17 protein-coding genes and 1 pseudogene are annotated in these 19,035 nt (G+C 53.1%); 13 read left to right on the top strand and 5 right to left on the bottom strand.

Annotated elements, in window-relative coordinates; genetic code table 11:
* From Q0362_RS00765 to Q0362_RS00750, 4 genes are all read left to right on the top strand, one after another.
* Nucleotides 1-183, top strand: a 183-nt coding sequence (locus Q0362_RS00765; RefSeq protein ID WP_298118695.1) for a Rid family hydrolase, incomplete at its 5' end; no start/stop codon positions are given.
* 22 nt (nt 184-205) lie between these two features.
* A complete protein-coding gene (locus tag Q0362_RS00760; RefSeq protein ID WP_298118693.1) occupies nt 206-679 on the top strand; it encodes a heme-degrading domain-containing protein in 474 nt (157 codons plus the stop codon).
* A 3-nt stretch (nt 680-682) separates the two neighbouring features.
* Entirely contained in the window at nt 683-1,345 is a 663-nt protein-coding gene (locus tag Q0362_RS00755) for a LysE family translocator (protein ID WP_280795328.1), read from the top strand.
* 232 nt (nt 1,346-1,577) lie between these two features.
* The gene (locus tag Q0362_RS00750) at nt 1,578-2,489 is read left to right on the top strand and encodes a DMT family transporter (protein WP_298118690.1); all 912 of its coding nucleotides are present in this window, start codon (nt 1,578-1,580) and stop codon (nt 2,487-2,489) included.
* Nucleotides 2,490-2,495: 6 nt separating this feature from the next.
* On the opposite strand, the gene Q0362_RS00745 is transcribed toward Q0362_RS00750, so the two are convergent.
* Nucleotides 2,496-3,251: an SDR family NAD(P)-dependent oxidoreductase gene (locus Q0362_RS00745; protein WP_298118687.1), complete on the bottom strand. Its 756-nt coding sequence runs from the start codon at nt 3,249-3,251 to the stop codon at nt 2,496-2,498.
* A 162-nt stretch (nt 3,252-3,413) separates the two neighbouring features.
* Here Q0362_RS00745 and Q0362_RS00740 point away from each other — a divergent pair, with 162 nt between their 5' ends.
* From Q0362_RS00740 to Q0362_RS00730, 3 genes are read left to right on the top strand one after another with little or no spacing between them, the layout of a single operon-like run.
* Entirely contained in the window at nt 3,414-4,847 is a 1,434-nt protein-coding gene (locus Q0362_RS00740; protein ID WP_298118685.1) for a glyceraldehyde-3-phosphate dehydrogenase, read from the top strand.
* 10 nt (nt 4,848-4,857) lie between these two features.
* Nucleotides 4,858-5,802, top strand: coding sequence for a DMT family transporter (locus Q0362_RS00735; RefSeq protein WP_298118683.1), 945 nt, complete (start codon nt 4,858-4,860; stop codon nt 5,800-5,802).
* Nucleotides 5,803-5,810: 8 nt separating this feature from the next.
* Nucleotides 5,811-7,268: a cryptochrome/photolyase family protein gene (locus tag Q0362_RS00730; RefSeq protein ID WP_298118681.1), complete on the top strand. Its 1,458-nt coding sequence runs from the start codon at nt 5,811-5,813 to the stop codon at nt 7,266-7,268.
* A gap of 8 nt (nt 7,269-7,276) precedes the next feature.
* Here Q0362_RS00730 and Q0362_RS00725 read toward each other — a convergent pair whose 3' ends face one another.
* Together Q0362_RS00725 and Q0362_RS00720 are read right to left on the bottom strand one after the other, a co-directional pair.
* Nucleotides 7,277-8,713 carry a hypothetical protein gene (locus Q0362_RS00725; protein ID WP_298118679.1) on the bottom strand — a complete coding sequence of 479 codons (1,437 nt, stop codon included), beginning with the start codon at nt 8,711-8,713 and terminating at the stop codon, nt 7,277-7,279.
* Nucleotides 8,714-8,795: 82 nt separating this feature from the next.
* Nucleotides 8,796-10,319 carry a DEAD/DEAH box helicase gene (locus Q0362_RS00720; protein WP_298118677.1) on the bottom strand — a complete coding sequence of 508 codons (1,524 nt, stop codon included), beginning with the start codon at nt 10,317-10,319 and terminating at the stop codon, nt 8,796-8,798.
* Nucleotides 10,320-10,696: 377 nt separating this feature from the next.
* Here Q0362_RS00720 and Q0362_RS00715 point away from each other — a divergent pair, with 377 nt between their 5' ends.
* From Q0362_RS00715 to Q0362_RS00705, 3 genes are all read left to right on the top strand, one after another.
* A complete protein-coding gene (locus Q0362_RS00715) occupies nt 10,697-11,182 on the top strand; it encodes an FHA domain-containing protein (RefSeq protein WP_298118674.1) in 486 nt (161 codons plus the stop codon).
* Entirely contained in the window at nt 11,182-11,877 is a 696-nt protein-coding gene (locus Q0362_RS00710) for a MerR family transcriptional regulator (RefSeq protein WP_298118670.1), read from the top strand. The genes Q0362_RS00715 and Q0362_RS00710 overlap by 1 nt, the downstream gene beginning before the upstream one ends.
* Nucleotides 11,878-12,015: 138 nt before the next feature.
* Nucleotides 12,016-12,561, top strand: coding sequence for a MerR family transcriptional regulator (locus Q0362_RS00705; protein WP_298118667.1), 546 nt, complete (start codon nt 12,016-12,018; stop codon nt 12,559-12,561).
* A gap of 61 nt (nt 12,562-12,622) precedes the next feature.
* Here the strand turns inward: Q0362_RS00705 and Q0362_RS00700 are convergent, their stop codons facing one another.
* Nucleotides 12,623-13,429, bottom strand: a complete 807-nt coding sequence (locus Q0362_RS00700; RefSeq protein ID WP_298118664.1) for a ParA family protein — start codon at nt 13,427-13,429, stop codon at nt 12,623-12,625.
* A gap of 74 nt (nt 13,430-13,503) precedes the next feature.
* Between Q0362_RS00700 and Q0362_RS00695 the strand changes: the two genes are divergently transcribed.
* The 3 genes and pseudogenes from Q0362_RS00695 to Q0362_RS00685 all read left to right on the top strand — a co-directional run.
* The gene (locus Q0362_RS00695; protein ID WP_298118661.1) at nt 13,504-16,920 is read left to right on the top strand and encodes a pyruvate carboxylase; all 3,417 of its coding nucleotides are present in this window, start codon (nt 13,504-13,506) and stop codon (nt 16,918-16,920) included.
* Between the two features lie 92 nt (nt 16,921-17,012).
* Nucleotides 17,013-18,314: an AAA family ATPase gene (locus Q0362_RS00690; protein ID WP_298118657.1), complete on the top strand. Its 1,302-nt coding sequence runs from the start codon at nt 17,013-17,015 to the stop codon at nt 18,312-18,314.
* A gap of 17 nt (nt 18,315-18,331) precedes the next feature.
* Nucleotides 18,332-18,475, top strand: a pseudogene (locus Q0362_RS00685) (peptide deformylase); the annotation flags it as partial.
* A gap of 151 nt (nt 18,476-18,626) precedes the next feature.
* On the opposite strand, the gene tatB reads toward Q0362_RS00685, so the two are convergent.
* Nucleotides 18,627-18,971, bottom strand: coding sequence for a Sec-independent protein translocase protein TatB (gene tatB, locus Q0362_RS00680; protein WP_298118652.1), 345 nt, complete (start codon nt 18,969-18,971; stop codon nt 18,627-18,629).
* Nucleotides 18,972-19,035: the final 64 nt, after the last annotated feature.

Below are 19,035 nucleotides of genomic sequence, written 5' to 3'. Positions count from 1 at the left end.
GTTGTTCGCACTCGCATCTACCTCACCAACATCGCTGACTTTGATGCTGTGGGCAAGGTTCATGGTGAATTCTTCGGGGACATCCGTCCTGCTGCAACCGCTGTTGAAGTAAGTGCTCTTGCAGCACCAGACATGCTTGTCGAAATTGATGTCGACGCCATCATCGGTTCTGCCGCAAAGTAATTCCAGCCACTAGGTTGAGAACATGTCAGATTCTGAACTCCTCGCAGACGTTGCTGAGTTAGAACGTCAATGCGTAGACCTTCGTTTTGACTCGCTCAGTCACGAGGATGCTCTTGCGCTAGGAATGGATCTGGCTGCACGTGCAGAAGAGCGGAACTGGCCACTTGCAGTTTCCGTTTTTCTCGGAGATCAACACGTCTTTAGATATGCCTGCCCTGGAACCACTGCAGAAAATGATGACTGGATTGAGCGCAAGCGCAAGACAGTTTATAAATTCCAAGAATCCTCGTTCTTGGTTGGTCAGCGGTTGATTGCTCAAGGCAAAGAATTTCACGCAGAAACAGGTCTAGATCAGTCCTTTGCTGCACATGGTGGCGGGTTCCCGCTCTTCATCGGCGATGTGTTCGTGGGCGCTGTCATTGCCAGTGGAGTTCCTCAACAAGATGATCACGCCATAGTCATTGAGGCTTTGAACGCAGCACTCAACGACGAGTAATCCATGCTGGATTACGCTGTCCTGCCAGCATTTCTTGTCTCGGCATTGGTGATCATTCTCTCTCCTGGTGCAGACACCTTTTTGATGTTGCGCTCTACCTTGCGTGGGGGAGTGAAAGCTGGTTTCCTCACCATGCTTGGCATATATGCCGGAATTACCACCCTGTCGATTTTGTTGATCTCTGGGGTTGGTTTGGTTATCGCACGTGCACCAGGCGCATTGTTTTGGCTCAAGATAGTAGGCGCGCTGTATCTGCTGTTCCTTGCAGTGCAATCCCTGCGCGCCGGTATCAAGCTGGTTTCTCAGAACAAGGCCGGAACGTATTCGCCGGTCGATATTGAGGCTGCTGGAGTGAAGGGCAAGGCAGGGCCTTTTGTTCTCGGTTTTCTCACAAACGTGACAAACCCCAAGGTGCTGATCTTTTTCCTTGCGTTCTTCCCGCAGTTCTTAGGTAAGGCAGAAAGTGTTCCGCTTCAGCTGGTCTTCTTGTGTCTGATCTTTGTCGTGGTTTCTGCCGTGTGGCTCACTACGTTGGTTTTTGCTGCTTCGGCAATGAGAAAGGTGATGACCACCACAGGTTTCACCATTGCCATGGAATTTGTCGTGGCAGGAGTATTTGCTGTGTTGGCCATCACCTTGTTGGTGTCTGGCTTGAGTGTGCACTAGTCACACAGAAGGCTAAACCTCTTTGTAGTTTGCCTTAGCGGTGGCTTTGTCTTTTTTGTCAGCACGCTTTTCTTTGAGCGACTTAGCAGGTGCTGTCTTGCCGCTGCTCTTCTTGATGTTTTTCTCAGCCATGGTCTTTCCCTTCGTAGGGAGCCGCAATGGCTCTTGGGCTGAGCCTACGCCCGAAGTCTGGATGCAAGCCGAACGCGCCCAAGGCTCCTAGAGTGAATAAGTGAACTTCTTCAGCCGCAACAAAGCAGACATTCTGCTCCTAGGTGTTGCCGCAGTGTGGGGAAGTAGCTACTTAGCAACCAAAGTTCTCACGGAGCATGGCAGTGTCTTTGCCATTCTCTCCGCACGTTTCCTTATTGCATCCGTCATCATGTTGGGGGTCTGGGCGATATCCAAGAACCGCCGACTGGACCGGCGAGGATTTCTGATTGGCGTCTTCTTTGGTCTCACCCAAGCTGGAATTCTGAGCTTAGAAACCTGGGGCGTGAAACTTACCAGCGCTACTAATGCTGGACTGATCATCAGTATGACCATTGTGTTCACGCCCATCTTGGAATCACTGTGGCTCAAGAAATGGTTGCCGCGAAGCTACTTCATCGCCGCCACTGTTGCTGTCGTGGGTGTGTTGTTATTGGTTTCTGGAAACGGATTCCATACCCCCAACTGGGGTGATGCCCTCATGCTGGGTGCTGCAATTGTGAGAAGCATTCACGTCACAGCGCTGGGGCAACTCACCACGGGTTATAGCTACAGCTCAGTCAGTGTGACTTTCGTGCAGACAGTTGTTTGTGCTGTGGTGTTCACCGCAGCTGACGTTCCCGGAGTGATTGCAAGCTACTCAACTTTCACTGCTCTTGATTGGCTCGATCTGTTCTATCTGGCTGCAGCGTGCACCGTGTTCGCCTTCTTGGTTCAGCTCTGGGCTGTCCGCAAGACTTCTGCAGCACGTGTGAGCCTGCTGCTGGGAACAGAGCCTATTTGGGCTGTGGTGATTGGGGTCTTCCTGGGTGCTGAGATGCTGGGCTGGCTCGGAGTCCTCGGTGCAGTCTTGATTATTGGTGGAAGCTACCGGGCCCAGGGAATTGAACTCAAGCACCGGGTAGTCCCGTTGCTACCAAACGGTCCTGCTTAGTCGGTTTTAGTGCGGTGAGCGCGCGCCGTTGACGAGCAATGTCTGCCCCGAGACAAAACCCGCTTCTGTGCTGGCAAAGTAAACACACGCAGCACCGATATCTGCCGGCGTTCCAAAGCGTCCAGTGGGAACGGTGGCGAGATATCCATCTAGGACTTCTTGAGGGAGGTCTTTGTGGCGCTCAACCGGGATGAATCCTGGAGCGACGTGATTGACGGTGATGCCGAACGGGGCAAGCTCTGTCGCCATAGATCTGGTCCACCCAATCTGAGCACCCTTGCCGGCGACATAGGCAGAGGAATAGGGCTCACTCTTCTCAAATACCTCTGAGGTGATGTTGATGATGCGACCGAAAGAGTGTTCTTTCATTGCAGGCAATAGAGCAGTTGTTGCAACGTATGGAATTTTCAGAAATACATCAATCATCTGCTGGTGGTAGTCCCAGTCATAGTCTTCTATGGCCTTGGTGAACTGTGGGGGAGTTGCGCACACCACCAGGGTGTCGATCCAGTGCCCGCGGGAAGAGGCATCGGTCTGTGCTGCTACATACGCCTCGGGTGTGGTTGCATCCGCGCAAATAACGCTGAATTGAGCCTCAAGTGCATCAAGTTCCACCCGAAAAGCAGTTTCCTTTTCGGTGTTGGTATCGAGGGCAATGACATTCGCGCCGGCAGTGATGAAGGCAGAACAGATGCCGCGGCCTAATCCGCCGAGGCCGCCAATGACGAGAACAGTGCGACCTTCGGCCTGAAACATTTCCATAGTGACAAATGTATCTCCCACAGTTTTCCCCGCACCTGAATTAGGCTGGAAATACTCCCTCCCCGGAAGACGCAGACGTCCCCGGTACAAACTGAATACCTCAGTCAAACGCTCGAGATAAGCGGTTGGCCTTTTCGACAGTTTCAAGGGAGAACCATCCACATGGCACCACACAATGACGCCACCTGGACCGACCGTCAAGCAGTAGCTGAACAGCTCATCCCGCTGATCGGTGGTCTGTATCGTGACAACGGCGTTGTCACTTCTATTCACGGTCGTCGCCTCATCAACTCATCGCCTCTGCAGATTGTGAAGGCCCACCGTTATGCCCGTCACGTGGATGGTCAAGAACTCGACATCAATCGCACACTCGAACTTGTTCAGGCCATCGTTGCGCTGAACCCAGGTCCCGCTTCCATCAACGTGGCCGGAATCCTTGCTGATCAGGCAGGTTCTGGAAATTCCATCGCTGACTTTGCTGCCGCTGAACTGGCTCCGGTTGCTGGCAAGGGAAAGCCTGCAACCGCAGATGACGCGAAGGACGTAGTTCTCTATGGTTTCGGCCGTATTGGTCGCCTTCTCGCTCGTATTCTCTTGGGTAACGCAGAGAACGGACGTGGTCCAGTTTTGAAGGCCATCGTTGTTCGTAAGGGTGATGACAAAGACCTCACCAAGCGTGCTTCTCTATTGCGCCGTGACTCTGTGCACGGACCCTTCAATGGCACCATCACCATTGATGAGGAAAAGAATCTGATTATTGCTAATGGCAAGCCCATCCAGGTCATTTACTCCTCTGACCCCACCACCGTGGACTACACCGCGTATGGCATCAACGACGCCATCTTGGTGGACAACACCGGTCGCTGGCGCGATGAGCCAGGACTTGCTCAGCACCTTGAAGCCAAGGGCATCTCCCGTGTTGTTCTGACCGCGCCAGGCAAGAGCCCCTTGAAGAACGTGGTTTATGGCATCAACCACGACACCATCACGGCAGATGACAAGATCATCACCGCAGCATCCTGCACCACCAATGCGATTACTCCAGTACTCAAGGTCATCAATGATGCTTACGGAGTTGAATACGGTCACGTGGAGACTGTTCACTCGTACACCAACGACCAGAACCTCATTGATAACTTCCACAAGGGTGACCGTCGTGGCCGATCGGCAGCGATGAACATGGTCATCACCGAAACTGGTGCTGCCAAGGCTGTGTCCAAGGCTCTGCCTGAACTCGAGGGCAAGCTCTCCGGTAACGCCATCCGCGTTCCCACCCCCGATGTGTCAATGGCGATTTTGAACTTAACCTTGAACAAGGCAGTCGATCGCGACACTCTCAACAAAATGCTCCGTGATGCTTCGTTGAAGTCGAACCTTCGTAACCAGATTGACTACATCGAATCACCTGAAGTTGTCTCAACCGACTTCGTTGGTTCCAACCGTGCCGGCATTGTGGATGGCCTTGCCACCATTGCTAATGGGAAGAACATCATTCTCTACGTTTGGTATGACAACGAGTATGGCTACAGCCACCAGGTTGTTCGTGTGATTCAGGAACTAGCAGGGCTTCACCCGCCAAAGTTCCCTTCTCGCTAGTCTGAGAGCTATGAAAACAACACCCCACGCCAGCTATGGCGGGGGTGTTGTTGCTTTACTGCTTGCCTGCACCTTCTGGGGAACGACTGGGATGGCCGCCAGTTTCATTCCTGGCATCAACCCCATCGTGATCGGCGCCAGCACCATGGGTATTGGTGGGCTTATCTTGGGGGCAACTGCCTTGCCGGGTGTGCGGATGGTCTGGAAGAACATCGGTGCGGTGCCGCTAGTCATTCTGGGCGCCCTCGGCTTGGCTGTGTACAGCACTGTGTTTTACATCGGAATGAGCTGGGCTGGTGTTGCTCTGGGTAACGTCATCGCACTCGGGTCTGCACCGCTTTTTGCGGGGTTGATTGAGTGGGGCGTGGATAAGCAACGCCCCAGTGCTCGCTGGCTTATTGCCACTGCCATCACTGTTGCTGGTGGAGCAATGCTCGTTTCTGGTCGAAACTTTGGCGAAGACGGTGGGGGAGTAGTTCGCGACTCTTCGATGGTGACTTTGGGGATTGTGCTGGCACTCGTTGCAGGCTTTGCCTACGCCCTCTATACCTACATGGCCAACAAGCTCATGAAGCCTCATGCTGATAGGCCGCAGGGAATGGGGCACCGTCCCGTCATCTCAACGATTCAGTTGGTTTCAGCAGCGCCTTTGCTCGTGATTTTGATTGCGCTTGTTATTGCAGATCCTGGTCAATTCCAGAATCAACCTCTTGCTATTCCTGTGATGGCATATCTCGTTCTGTTTCCGACAGCGGTCGGTCACTTACTTCTTGCAGTTGGCTTGGGAGCGATGCCCGCTTCACGTGCTGCGGTTTACACACTCTTCGAACCAGTCGTCGCTGTCGTGATGGCAGTTGTCGTGGTGGGTGAAGTCATTGCACCCATTGGTTGGCTTGGTCTAGTCGTCGTCCTTTCAGGGCTTCTTTTCCTAACAACCGAGTCTCGTTCGCGATGAGGTGGCTGATGGCGGATCAGCTTGGTCCGCACTTTGATGACGGGGGAGAGATCCTTCTCATCGAAGCCAAAGCTGTCTTAGCTAGACGCCCGTATCACTGGGCTAAAGCGCACCTTATTCTGAGTGCGTTACGCCACCGGCAAGCCGAACTTGGTTCTCGTGTTCGCTACGTTCAAACTGATCACTATCGTGATGTGTTGAAGCCTCTCCTGTCACAAGGTGAGTCGATTGACATGGTGAACCCCACCAGCTGGGGTTCGCGGGCACTCGTTGCCGAACTGGGCATTCCCACAGTTCCAAGTCGAGGTTTTGTTAGTAGCGAAGAATTCTTTACCCAGTGGGCACACGACAAGAAGCCGGGAAGTCTGAAGCTCGAGAATTACTATCGCCATTGGCGTGATTCCACCGGAATCCTGATGGAAGGTCCGCAGCCTGCTGGTGGACAATACAACTACGACCACGACAACCGGCAGCCGCCTCCCAAGGGTGCTACAAGCCTTGGTTTACCAGCACCATGGTCTCCAGTTGAAGATGAGATTGACGCTCAGGTTCGTGCTGATCTGAAAACATGGAGCGAGGCCGGTGAGATTAAGCTTCTTGGCCGTGATGGTCCCAGGCGCTTTGCAGCAACACGGGATGAAGCGCTTGCGGCGTTGGCAGAATTTGTTGAGACGCGCCTGATGGACTTCGGTCCATTTGAAGACGCCAGTCTCCAAGGCGATGATGTCATGGCGCACTCCCTGTTGAGTGTCCCCATGAATCTTGGGTTATTGCATCCCAAAGAAGTCATTGATGCCTGTGTTGTTGCCTATGAACGTGGAGATGCCCCTCTAGGCAGTGTTGAAGCACTCGTGCGCCAGATTGCAGGGTGGCGCGACTGGGTATGGCATCTGTATTGGCATCTTGGCGAAGATTACGCCCGGTCCAACAATTTCCTAGATGCAACTGTTGATCTTCCAGAGCAGTTTTGGAAGCTCGATGGTGAAGGCGTCGAAGCGGACTGTATGAAGCATGTGCTTTCCGCAGTTGGAGATAGCGGTTATGCCCACCATATTCAAAGGCTGATGATTCTGGGGAACTGGTCACTCCAGCGTGGATATAACCCGCAACAGCTCAATAACTGGTTCATCGATGCATTTGTTGATGGAACACCCTGGGTGATGCCCGCCAATGTCATTGGGATGAGTCAACATGCGGATGGTGGCCTCGTCGCAACAAAGCCCTACTCGTCCGGTGGTGCTTACATCAATTCCATGACAGATTTCTGTCACAGTTGCCCCTTCAATCCCAAGGTCAGACTTGGTCAGAACGCATGTCCCTTCACTGCCGGGTATTGGGCATTCTTGAACAGGGTTGAACCTAAGATTCGAACTAATCACCGGATGGCACAGCCCTTGGCAGGAATGCGCAAGCTGGCAGATTTACACGCAGTTGTGGAACAAGAAAAGCATCGCACTCAGTGGTGAGAGAATGTTTATTTTGAAATTGTTATTGTGTCGTAATCTGCAGACTGTGTAAGCGAAATGTTCACACCACCGTAGCTAAAGGTATCTCCGATGAGGGCGACTCTGTCAGTAGTCATATTTATGGGTTCGCTAGATTGAGCAATAAACGCATTACCAAAATTAATTGGATTTTTATGCGGTTGATTAATTGAAAGAAAATAAGAAAAATACTCTTTTTCTCGGGAAAAGTCATTGTCGAATCGAAGAGAAGGCTTTGACGAATCAACTACGTACGCAATTACTCCCGCAGTGCCAGGTGAGATATTTGTTGAGTAGGGGCCTTGTCGTCGGCTTTCAATAACTATGACTTCATGATCTGAGAGTTTTATTACTGCTGCTTTGTAACCATTGCTCTCTAAATCTATGGAAGCTAAATCGATTTCGGTTTCATTGCTTGTTGTTGCATCAAAACATGCAAAGGACTCTTCGGATCTCCAACCAAGTAAAAGTGAATCCCAAGCTCCCAAAATTGTTCCGCTACCACCAATGTGGAGAGAATAACCGTTTCCTGGTGCATGTTGTGCTAAGCCGTGAGCGTGAAGCATTTCATGGGACATGATTGCCCAAACTGGAATTCGGCTGGCTTGGTCATTCCAAAGTTTGTATCCGAGACCAAAATAATTCAAGGTTCTTGTTCCGGATGGGGTTGAGACTTGCCTTGGAGAACCTTGAGGGGCCCACTGAACCTGATTTGTTTTCGGCGGCGCAACAACCCAGATGTAATCAAGTGAATCTAAATCGTAATACTGCTCCGCCATGCTGAATACTTGAGTAGCCATTTCGTCATCACTTTGCAATTGAGCATCGCCGTATCGGTAGGTGCCATCCGGATTTACGTAGGGGTGATCCCAGTTGTAATACTCAGCAGGGAGCGGCATCCGAATCCAATTGTCACTCATAACCCATTCATACTTGGCTAGTCCGTTTGTAGTGAAGTCCATCCACTCATCAAACTGTTTTAAGTGATCAGACATCAATTCAGTCACGGATTGATCGCTTGGAGCGTTTTCAAAATCAATCGGGATTACACAAACTCTGATATTGCCTGAAACAGGTATCCGATTATTGATAAGTGGGAATGAAGTAGCTTGACCTGTGTTAGCGCCACCTTGGATATTTGATTCTCTAATATCTTGGATTTTGCATATATCTAAGGGGGAGAGATTTATAGCATCCTTAGGTGCTGAGTTATCACCCTTTAAGGCGACCAGGTGAAGTTTTTGTTGATCTGAATATCTGCACTCAAAGTTCATATCCCCAAATTCAATTTGTGTACCTAGGGTTGAGCAGTCATCACCCGCCCTGAAAGTAGGAGTTGGTTTGGGTGTTTCTGTTGGAGTGCAACCAGTAATTAAAGAGGCAACAACACTTACCGTCAAGATTGAAAAAAGTTTGTTCCAATGCAAATTCTGCCCCCATAACTAAGTAGTAATACCAATATAAATTATTGGAACCGATCAGATTTCATAGTCTGAATTAACTTTTGATTTATTGGTTCGCTTTTGGACGAGCACTGCGTTGGCGCTGGCCGGCTCCGGCAGGTCGTGAACCTGCTGAAGCAGCTGCACGCTGTCCGCCACCTGCGGCTGAGCCATAGGAACGAGCTCCGCCATTTGTGCTGGGCTTGTTTGCCCCGGTACGGCGAGTGCCGTTTTCATTTGCTGGAGGGCGTCCCGAACGGTCACGAGCGGGCTGGCCATCACGGCCTACGCGCAGCGGTCGTCCATTTACGGTTCCGGCAGCTTCGCGAAGTGCACGCTTACGCTGGGCGTTCTTACCGTTCGAGTTTCCGCCACCACCCTGAGGCTTTGCTTCACGTGGCTGGGGTTTGACGTATTCAGCAATTTCACCGGTGAGCTCAAGAACTTCTGGAGAGTTCGCGGTGACCTTCTGGGGAACAACCTGGATGTCTGCCTTCTTCAGAAGCGATGCGAGATCCTTCTGTTGAGTTGGCAGGCAGATGGTGACAACGTCACCCTCAGCGCCAGCACGAGCGGTGCGGCCCGAGCGGTGCAGGTATGCCTTGTGTTCCATGGGTGGGTCGACGTGAATGACGAGTTCGACGTTATCTACGTGAACTCCACGAGCTGCAACGTCTGTTGCGACGAGAACCTTGACGTTTCCCTCACCGAATGCAGCGAGGTTGCGGTCACGCTGGGGCTGAGACAAGTTTCCGTGCAGATCGACTGCAGGAATACCTGCGTCGGTCAGAGCCTTGGCAAGCTTCTTGGCATGGTGCTTGGTGCGCATGAACAAGATGCGGCGGCCGGTACCCGAAGCGAGCTTGTACACAAGGTCCTTTTTGGCATCATTGCCGCTTGTTTCAAACACGTGGTGAGTCATCTGGGCAACGGGGGAGTTAGCCTCGTCAACCGAGTGGAGAACTTCGTTGTGGAGGAACTGGTTAACCAGTTTGTCCACCCCGTTATCTAGAGTTGCTGAGAACAGCAGGCGCTGACCACCAGTAGGGGTTGCCTTCAAGATCTTGGTAACAATGGGCAGGAAGCCCAGGTCTGCCATGTGATCTGCTTCATCAAGCACGGTGATCTCAATGGCATCAAGGTGCAAGAAGCCCTGCTTCATGAGGTCTTCCAGACGACCGGGTGTTGCCACCACGATGTCAACGCCAGCCTTGAGGGCAGCGACCTGACGAGCTTGTGAAATTCCACCGAAGATGGTGGTCACACGCAGGTCGTAAGCATCTGCCAGAGGAACCATGGTGTTGGTGATCTGGGTTGCCAGTTCACGGGTGGGGGCAAGCACGAGTCCCAGTGGACGACCGGGGCGACGGCGTCCGCCAGCAAGGGTGCCACCAAGACGAGCAACCATGGGGATGCTAAAGGCCAAGGTCTTACCTGAGCCTGTCTTTCCGCGACCAAGAACGTCGCGGCCAGAGAGAGTGTCAGGAAGAGTGTCAACCTGAATGGGGAAAGGGGAATCAATACCTGCTGCAGTCAATGCTGCAACGAGTGGGGCGGGAACGCCCAGGACGGAGAAAGTCTTTTCAGACATAAGAGTTATTACCTTTGAGTATTTCCCGATGCATGATGACATGCATATGACATGAACAGAGAAGTTCTTAATGGAACTTCAGCTCGACATCGAAACCGGGATACATGGCGAAGGCATCTGATGATGCATCCGTTCGCCGAAGAAAAATGTCAACCGATTGAGGTGAGGGAAGCGTTCTATCGACGCAGGGAACGAAACATATCGTTCACAAGATGTCTTTAGTCTAGCTCATGACGGGTTGAGCCCCATTTTTTTGAACGAATAAGTCTGGAAATGTCAACTTAAGTGGTTACTTTTTCCACTGGGTCGTCATAAAAAGTCTCGTGTTTTGCGCTGACAAAAAGTCCACTAATGTTGTGAAGTACGAAAGGGGCAAAGTGAACGATTCACTCAATGGCAATGAAGCCACACAGGTCCCCTCTTCGACCCCCGGTCCAGATCAAACTGCCACTTTCTCGCAGTCATTTATTGATCAGGTCAAAGCTCTAGAAGCAGTAGACGTTACCCCTGAAGAGCAGGAAGCAATCGCTTCACTTCCCAGCGGCAGTGCACTACTTATTGTTCGTCGTGGTCCTAGCCAGGGTGCTCGCTTCCTGTTGGATGTGGATGTCACCACCTGTGGCCGTCATCCAGACTCCGATATTTTCTTGGATGACGTAACGGTTTCTCGTCGTCACGCTGAGTTCCGTCGCAACGGAGCAGAGTTTGAAGTTCGCGATCTTGCATCGCTGAACGGAACGTATTACGAAGGAGAACGCGTGGAACGCCATGCTTTGACAGATGGTGATGAAGTACAGGTTGGCAAGTTCCACCTCACCTTCTTTGCTTCACGTGTAGACCTGGCTCGAGGTGTTTCGGCGTAATGGCAACAGCAGCACGTAAAGCACCCGCTCCTCGCGGCTTGCTCAGCATCGGTCAAGTCCTGGCCAAGGTATCTCCAGATTTCCCTGACCTCACTCCTTCGAAGCTTCGCTTCCTTGAAGAACAGGGTCTCATCACTCCTGAGCGCACTCCTTCGGGATACCGCAAGTTCTCAGTTGAGCACGTTGACCGTCTTCGTCTGATCCTCACTATGCAGCGCGACCACTACCTTCCCTTGAAGGTCATTCGCACTCACCTCGATGAGATCGATGCTGGAAATACTCCTGCGCTTCCGAACGCTCAGAGTTTGTCTGCAGATTCTCTGCTCTCAACTCCTACCCGTTACACCCGTGAAGAATTCGTTCGCGCATGTGGCGCAAGCCTCAACCTTCTTCAAGATGCTGTGTCTGCAGGAATGCTTGAACCTGCTGATTCTTATAGTGAAGAACACATTGTTGTCTTTACTGCTTTGGTAGAACTTCAGCGATCCGGTATTGAGCCACGTCACCTGCGCACCATGCGAGCAGCAGCAGAACGTGAGTACTCACTCATCGAACGTGCACTGGTTCCTGTCAGCCACCGTCAGGACGCTGCAAGCCAAGCTCGTTCTATTGAGCGCGCACATGAGATTTCTCGTCACATCGAGGTCGTTCGTTCTCAGATGCTGCGTCAAGTAATTTCTCAGCAGTCCCGATAATTTCAGGATTGCGACACGCCCAAGGGCGTGTGAAGCTTTAAATCCCAGACACGATTAAAAACTGTCTGTAAGTTTGGGTTTACAAACTTTCAACAACAACTTGAACCTTAAGGTTGTTGCATCTAGTAAGGGCCGGAAATGAACGAACTGAACCGCAGCGACGATGCTCGCTACGAGCTTGATGTCCTGTTCAGCGATGGCATGCCCGAACGAGACGAGAACGCCGGCTACCGCGGTGCAGAGGCAGCCAAGGCTGCAGGTATCACTTACCGTCAGCTTGACTACTGGGCCCGCACTGAACTTGTGGTCCCTACCGTGCGTGACGCAGCTGGATCTGGTTCACAGCGTCTGTATGGATTCCGCGACATTTTGGTACTCAAGCTGGTTAAGCGTCTGTTGGACACAGGTATTTCTCTTCAGCAGATTCGTGCAGCTGTTGACCAGCTTCGTTCCGCAGGTATTTATGACTTGGCTCAGACCACTCTCATGAGTGATGGTGCGAGTATTTACCTCTGCACTACCAACGATGAAGTTATTGACCTCGTCAGCCGAGGTCAGGGTGTATTTGGTATTGCTATTGGCAAGGTTCTGCGAGAAGTAGAGACCAGCTTGGTTGAAATCACTTCTGCTGCAACTGACGCTGCAGATGAGCTTGCTGCTCGTCGTGCGCGCAAGGTTGGCTAGTAGCCCACTACAGATTTAACTTAGAAAGCCCCCGCAGTTGCGGGGGCTTTCTAGTTTGTTTCTAGGACTTGGGGGCGTATTCGCCGATCTTTCCTGCACGAGAAATGCGATTCAGGAGTTGGTCGAAGTTTTTCGCCATGTCTGCAGCAGCTTCTCCAGGCCAGGCGTGCACGGGGCGGGCAGCGCCTTGTGCTTGTTGGAGTGAAGTGCGCTCAGGGAGCTGAGGCTGAAGAACAAGAGGCCCAAACATGTCACGAAGTTCCTGAATGCGGAACTGGTGTTCAAGCGACTGCGCACGCACACGGTTGATAATCAATCCAAGGGGCTGAAGGCGGGGGCTGAGGCCTCGACGAACTTCTTCAATGGCGCGCAGGGCACGGTCAGCTGCTGCAACGGAGAACAAACCAGGTTCGGTCACGACAACTACACGGTCAGAAGCCGCCCACGCGGTCCTGGTGAGAGCATTCAGGCTAGGGGCGCAGTCGATGAGTACGAGGTCATATTCGTCCTCTACGGTCGCCAGAGCCTCTTCTAGGCGCCATACCTCACGAGCTGTGGGGTGGGGACCGTCAAAGTTAACTGCTGAAGGGCTTCCAATCATCACATCGATGGGAGCGTGACCAGGAGCTGACCAACCAGCTGGAGCAATAGCCTGACGGACAGTCTTGAGCTTGGGGTTTGCTAGAACATCTGCGACGTTGAGGTGGTCACGAGTATCAACACCGAGACCGGTTGAAACGTCGGACTGAGGGTCAAAATCAACCACAAGTGTGCGCAAATTGGCGGCGAACGCAGCGGATGCCAAACCGAGGGTGACCGTTGTTTTACCAACGCCACCCTTCAGGGAGCTAATACTGACGACGTGCATTAGCACCACGATACCTTCTGTAGGCTGGGAGTACCTAACTACGAACCGATGCTGGCGGCATTCGAAGGGGTCATATGTTCAAGAAAATCCTGGTTGCAAACCGTGGCGAAATCGCCATTCGCGCCTTTCGCGCGGCTGTAGAGCTTGGAGCAAAGACAGTTGCCGTTTTCCCGGAGGAAGACCGCAGTTCTTTGCACCGCCAGAAGGCGGATGAGGCCTACCAGATTGGTGAACCAGGACACCCTGTTCGTGCTTACCTTGACGTACACGAGATCATTCGTGTGGCCAAGTTATCTGGCGCAGACGCGATCTACCCAGGCTATGGATTTCTGTCTGAAAACCCTGAACTAGCGCAGGCGGCAGCAGATAACGGCATCACCTTCATTGGTCCGCCTGCCCGCGTATTGGAAATGGCGGGAAATAAAGTCACGGCAAAGGACCACGCCATCGCCGCTGGTGTTCCCGTACTTAAGTCCACCCAGGCAACAACAGACATTGATCACCTGCTCTCTGAAGCAGCTGACATTGGATTCCCTATTTTTGCCAAGGCTGTAGCCGGTGGTGGTGGACGCGGAATGCGTCGCGTGGAGACCATGGACGAACTTCGTCCTGCTCTTGAAGCCGCTATGCGTGAAGCTGAAAGTGCTTTCGGCGATGGCCGCATGTTCCTTGAGCAGGCAGTTCTTCGCCCTCGTCACATTGAGGTTCAGATCCTTGCGGACAGCCAGGGTGAAACTATTCACCTGTTTGAACGTGACTGCTCTGTTCAGCGCCGTCACCAGAAGGTTGTCGAAATCGCACCTGCTCCGAACATTTCGGACGAACTTCGTGCTGCTCTTCACCGTGATGCTGTCGCATTCGCTCGCTCTATTGGTTACCAGAACGCCGGAACCGTAGAGTTCCTCGTTGATACTGCCGGTGAGCGTGCAGGACAGCACGTCTTCATTGAGATGAACCCACGTATTCAGGTTGAGCACACCGTGACTGAAGAGGTCACCGATGTTGACCTCGTGCAGTCACAGATGCGCATTGCCGCAGGGGAGTCGCTGGACGACCTAGGTCTCCACCAAGAAAGTGTTCACGTTCGTGGATTTGCGCTGCAGTGCCGTATTACGACTGAAGATCCTTCGCAGGGCTTCCGTCCCGACACTGGAAAGATCACGACCTACCGCTCACCTGGTGGTGCTGGTATCCGTCTAGATGGTGGAACCGTCAGCCCTGGCTCACAGATCAGTCCCCACTTCGACTCGATGTTGGTCAAGCTCACCTGCCGTGGTCGTACCTATACCGCTGCTGTGGATCGCTCACGTCGTGCACTCGCTGAATTCCGTATTCGTGGCGTCTCCACCAATATCCCTTTCTTGCAGGGTGTTCTTGATGACGAACAATTCAAGGCTGGAGATCTCTCCACCAGCTTCATCGATGAGCGTCCTCACCTGCTCACCGGGCGTGAGTCTAAGGACCGTGGAACAAAGATCCTCAACTGGGTTACCGACGTCACCGTCAACAAGCCCAACGGTCCACGACCAGCAGGCGCAGACCCCATGGCAAAGCTTCCTCGTATCGACCTGAGCCTTCCTGCACCAGCAGGAAGCCGCCAGGCTCTCTTGGAGCTGGGTCCCAAGGGATTTGCACAGGCGCTTCGTCAGCAAAAAGCTGTTGCCGTTACCGAGACCACATTCCGCGACGCTCACCAATCCCTCTTGGCTACTCGCGTTCGCACCAAGGACTTGGTCAACGCAGCTCCCTATGTGGCACGCATGACTCCTCAGCTTCTCTCTGTTGAGGCTTGGGGTGGAGCAACATATGACGTTGCTTTGCGTTTCCTCGGTGAAGATCCATGGGATCGTCTAGCCAAGCTGCGTGAGGCTCTGCCCAACGTTGCCATTCAGATGCTTCTTCGTGGCCGCAACACAGTGGGATACACCCCCTACCCTGAAGAAGTCACCAAGGCGTTCATTCAAGAAGCAGCAGCTACTGGTGTTGACATCTTCCGTATCTTTGATGCTCTCAACGATGTCAACCAGATGCGTCCCGCTATTGAAGCAGTACTCGAAACCGGCACCACTGTTGCTGAGGTAGCGGTTTGCTACACCGGTAACTTGCTGGATCCTGCTGAAGACAAGTACACCCTCGACTACTACCTCTCCCTTGCGGACGAGATTGTGGCTGCAGGTGCGCACATCCTTGCAATCAAGGACATGGCAGGTTTGTTGCGTCCCGCAGCAGCTGCCAAGCTTGTTACTGCTTTCCGTGAGCGTTTTGATCTTCCCGTTCACGTTCACACCCACGACACTGCTGGTGGCCAGCTGGCTACTTTGCTTGCAGCTGCTGCTGCCGGTGCAGACGCAGTTGATGTTGCATCAGCTCCCATGTCAGGAACCACAAGCCAGCCCAGTGCATCTGCCCTGGTTGCAGCTCTTGCCAACACTGAGCGTGATACCGGTCTGAACCTGGACAACATCTGCGACCTCGAGCCTTATTGGGAAGCTGTCCGTAACATTTACAAGCCATTTGAATCAGGGCTCCCTGCACCAACTGGTCGTGTCTACCACCACGAAATCCCCGGTGGTCAGCTCTCCAACCTGCGTCAGCAGGCTATTGCACTGGGTCTTGCTGACGATTTCGAGTTGGTTGAAGACATGTATGCCGCGGCGAACAAGATCCTGGGCCGCGTTCCCAAGGTGACACCTTCTTCGAAGGTTGTGGGTGACCTTGCTCTGCACCTAGCTGCTGTGAAGGCAGACCCTGCTGACTTCGAGGCCAACCCTCAGAAGTACGACATCCCTGACTCGGTCATTGGCTTTATGGCTGGCGAACTGGGAGACATCCCCGGTGGTTGGCCAGAGCCCTTCCGCACCAAGGTTCTTGAGGGTAAGACCATCAACATTCAGGTTGCTCCGCTCACAGAAGAAGACCACGCTGGCTTGGCTGGTGGATCGGCTTCACGTCGGTCAACCCTGAACCGTTTGCTCTTCCCCGTTCCCACCAAGGCATTCGAACAGGTTCGTGAGACCTATGGTGATGTTTCTGTTCTCGACACAGTGGACTACCTCTACGGTTTGGAATCTGGCAGCGAGCACGTTGTTGATCTCGGCCGTGGTGTTCGTCTCTATGTAGGGCTCGAAGCCATTGGTGGAGTAGACCCCAAGGGTATGCGCACGGTCATGACGACACTCAATGGTCAGCTCCGTCCTGTCTTTGTTCGTGACCGCTCTGTCGAAATCAGCACCAAGAGTGCAGAGAAGGCAGATCTCACTGAAGCCGGACACGTCGCAGCACCATTCGCTGGTGTTGTCACGGTCAAGGTTGAAGCAGGACAGACCGTAGCTGCAGGAGACCCTGTCGCATCCATCGAAGCTATGAAGATGGAAGCGGCGATCACTGCAACCATCACAGGTCGTGTGGAGCGAGTGTCTTTCCAGAAGTCTCAGCAGGTTGAAGCTGGTGACCTCATCGTGGTCATCACTCCGATTACTCCTGCGAACTAGTCGCCCTAGTCAACGAAGGTTCCTATTCCCCGAACAGGGGAGGGAGAATTCGGTAGACTCACACAGTTACACCACGACTGAAGGATTATTGAGTGAGCACGGAAGAACCACAGAAAGCAGTAAAAAAGCCTGCTGGTAAGAAGTCCACAGGAGTAAAGAAAGTATCTCCTGAGCGCATTTCAGACGTAACAGCAGCTGCTCCACGAGATGTTGAGCAGGCACCAGAGGTTTCGACCATCAGCCTTCCTGCTATTCCGGTTTCGCTCACCAGCTCAACTGAAGCCGACATGGAAGCATCATTGCGTGCTGTGTTCAGTGGTGAAAACCCCACCGTTTCTGTTCCTGAAGAACCCGTTGTCATTGCTGAGGTTGACGAAGTAGTCGTTGAAGTTGAGTCTGTTGATACCGGCTCTCTTCCCACTCGTCGTGATCGTCTTTCTGGCGAGCCTGCAACTAAGCCTGAGCCCGTTTCTATGCTCACTCCTGAGCGTGTGCTGGACGCAAAGAAGAAGCGCGACAAGCCAACCGAAGGTTGGAACAAGTTCGTCTACGACATCACTTTCCATGCCGTGAACCTTGGTGATTCACCGGTTACGCGACACCGCAAGGCTCTCGATGCCAGCATTGGACGCCCACTGAGCGGTGGAACCAAATTCGTTCCTGTTCTGACACGTAAGGGTGGAGTGGGTAAAACTACGACCACCACCCTGCTGGGTATGGCTATGGCACTTGTTCGTGAAGACCGTGTTCTCGCCATCGACGCTAATCCTGACCGTGGAACTCTTGCTGAGCGTTTCAACAAGACCACGGAGAAGACAGTCCGTGACTTGGTCAATGATGCAGCGAAGGTATTGACCTTCAACGACTTCTCAGAGTTCGTTAACCGTGACAAGACTCGTCTCGATGTTCTTGCCTCGGACACTGACCCATTCTTGTCTGAAGCTTTCGGTGCAAACGACTACAACATCGTCTCTGACCTTGCTAGCCGCTATTACTCGATTGCCTTGACTGACTGTGGCACTGGAATTATCCACTCGGTCATGAAGGCAACCCTTGACCGTGCAGACGGACTCGTCATCGTTTCAGGCGGTTCTTTCGACGAGGCGCGTTTGGCAGCCGAAACTCTCACCTGGCTTGAATCCAACGGATACAAGCACTTGGTCCGTGGTGCGATTGTTGCTCTCAACACAGCCACCCAAGGCACTCAGCTGGTCAACCTTGACGAAATCGAGGCGCACTTCCGCTCGCGTGTTCGTGAAATCGTCCGTATTCCATACGATGCTCAGTTGGCTGCCGGTTCCGCCATCGAGTTCAAGAAGCTTCGCCCCTTGACACAAGAAGCAGCCAGAAACCTCGCTGCGCTCGTTGTCGACGGCCTCGCTCACCAGTACTAGTCGTTCCGGGTCTTTACATGGTCGAGCGTCCCATTCGAGTTTTTGGTGATCCGGTCTTGACGACCGTGACCGACCCCATTGGTGTTATCGATGACGGCGTTCGCGCACTCGTTCAGGATCTGCTTGACACGGTTGCACTGCCCGGCCGTGCCGGCGTAGCCCCAGGCGCCGAGGCTGATCGCCCGTTCGTAAGCCTGCTTGGCGTCGCCAACGCGTAGCGCAAAGGCGCAAATGCTCCACAACAACCGGTTGCGCAACTCGATCAGATGTTCGAGCAGCGGCGCCTTGGTATCGTCCAGATCCTCGGTCAATTTAGGCTTCACCCTCGTTACGGGCGGCGGGCGGCGCCGGCTCAATCACATCCGGCTGAGGCGTCGTGGCGGGTGGCCCATCTGCGGAATGGTCGCGATAGGCATCCGTCATCGGATGCTCGCGCATGATCCGTTCGTTTTGTTCCGCCCATTTGCGGTTGAGATCTTCCATTTCGGACTGGCGGATCATCTCATCCATGCCGCTGCGCAAATGGCGTGCCATGCCGCGCGCCTTACCGACCCAATGACCAACAACGCGCATCACGCGCGGCAGGTCCTTCGGCCCGATCACGACCAGCGCGACCAACGCCACCATCAGCAGTTCGGACGATGCGATATCGAACATTCCGGTTCCTTGATCGGGCGACTGACAACTTCACCCCTGCCCGTCCACGCCCTGCCACATCATC

The organism is uncultured Aurantimicrobium sp. (assembly GCF_936931525.1).
Taxonomy (GTDB): Bacteria; Actinomycetota; Actinomycetes; order Actinomycetales; family Microbacteriaceae; genus Aurantimicrobium.
This window is presented reverse-complemented; position numbering and strand designations above follow the sequence as displayed.

Excerpts from the sequence above, each read along its gene's own strand:
- Q0362_RS00760 (WP_298118693.1), top strand. The coding sequence starts at position 206 with ATGTCAGATTCTGAACTCCTCGCAGACGTTGCTGAGTTAGAACGTCAA.
- Q0362_RS00755 (WP_280795328.1), top strand. The coding sequence starts at position 683 with ATGCTGGATTACGCTGTCCTGCCAGCATTTCTTGTCTCGGCATTGGTG.
- Q0362_RS00745 (WP_298118687.1), bottom strand. The coding sequence starts at position 3,251 with ATGGAAATGTTTCAGGCCGAAGGTCGCACTGTTCTCGTCATTGGCGGC.
- Q0362_RS00740 (WP_298118685.1), top strand. The coding sequence starts at position 3,414 with ATGGCACCACACAATGACGCCACCTGGACCGACCGTCAAGCAGTAGCT.
- Q0362_RS00735 (WP_298118683.1), top strand. The coding sequence starts at position 4,858 with ATGAAAACAACACCCCACGCCAGCTATGGCGGGGGTGTTGTTGCTTTA.
- Q0362_RS00730 (WP_298118681.1), top strand. The coding sequence starts at position 5,811 with ATGGCGGATCAGCTTGGTCCGCACTTTGATGACGGGGGAGAGATCCTT.
- Q0362_RS00720 (WP_298118677.1), bottom strand. The coding sequence starts at position 10,319 with ATGTCTGAAAAGACTTTCTCCGTCCTGGGCGTTCCCGCCCCACTCGTT.
- Q0362_RS00710 (WP_298118670.1), top strand. The coding sequence starts at position 11,182 with ATGGCAACAGCAGCACGTAAAGCACCCGCTCCTCGCGGCTTGCTCAGC.
- Q0362_RS00705 (WP_298118667.1), top strand. The coding sequence starts at position 12,016 with ATGAACGAACTGAACCGCAGCGACGATGCTCGCTACGAGCTTGATGTC.
- Q0362_RS00700 (WP_298118664.1), bottom strand. The coding sequence starts at position 13,429 with ATGCACGTCGTCAGTATTAGCTCCCTGAAGGGTGGCGTTGGTAAAACA.
- Q0362_RS00695 (WP_298118661.1), top strand. The coding sequence starts at position 13,504 with ATGTTCAAGAAAATCCTGGTTGCAAACCGTGGCGAAATCGCCATTCGC.
- tatB (WP_298118652.1), bottom strand. The coding sequence starts at position 18,971 with ATGTTCGATATCGCATCGTCCGAACTGCTGATGGTGGCGTTGGTCGCG.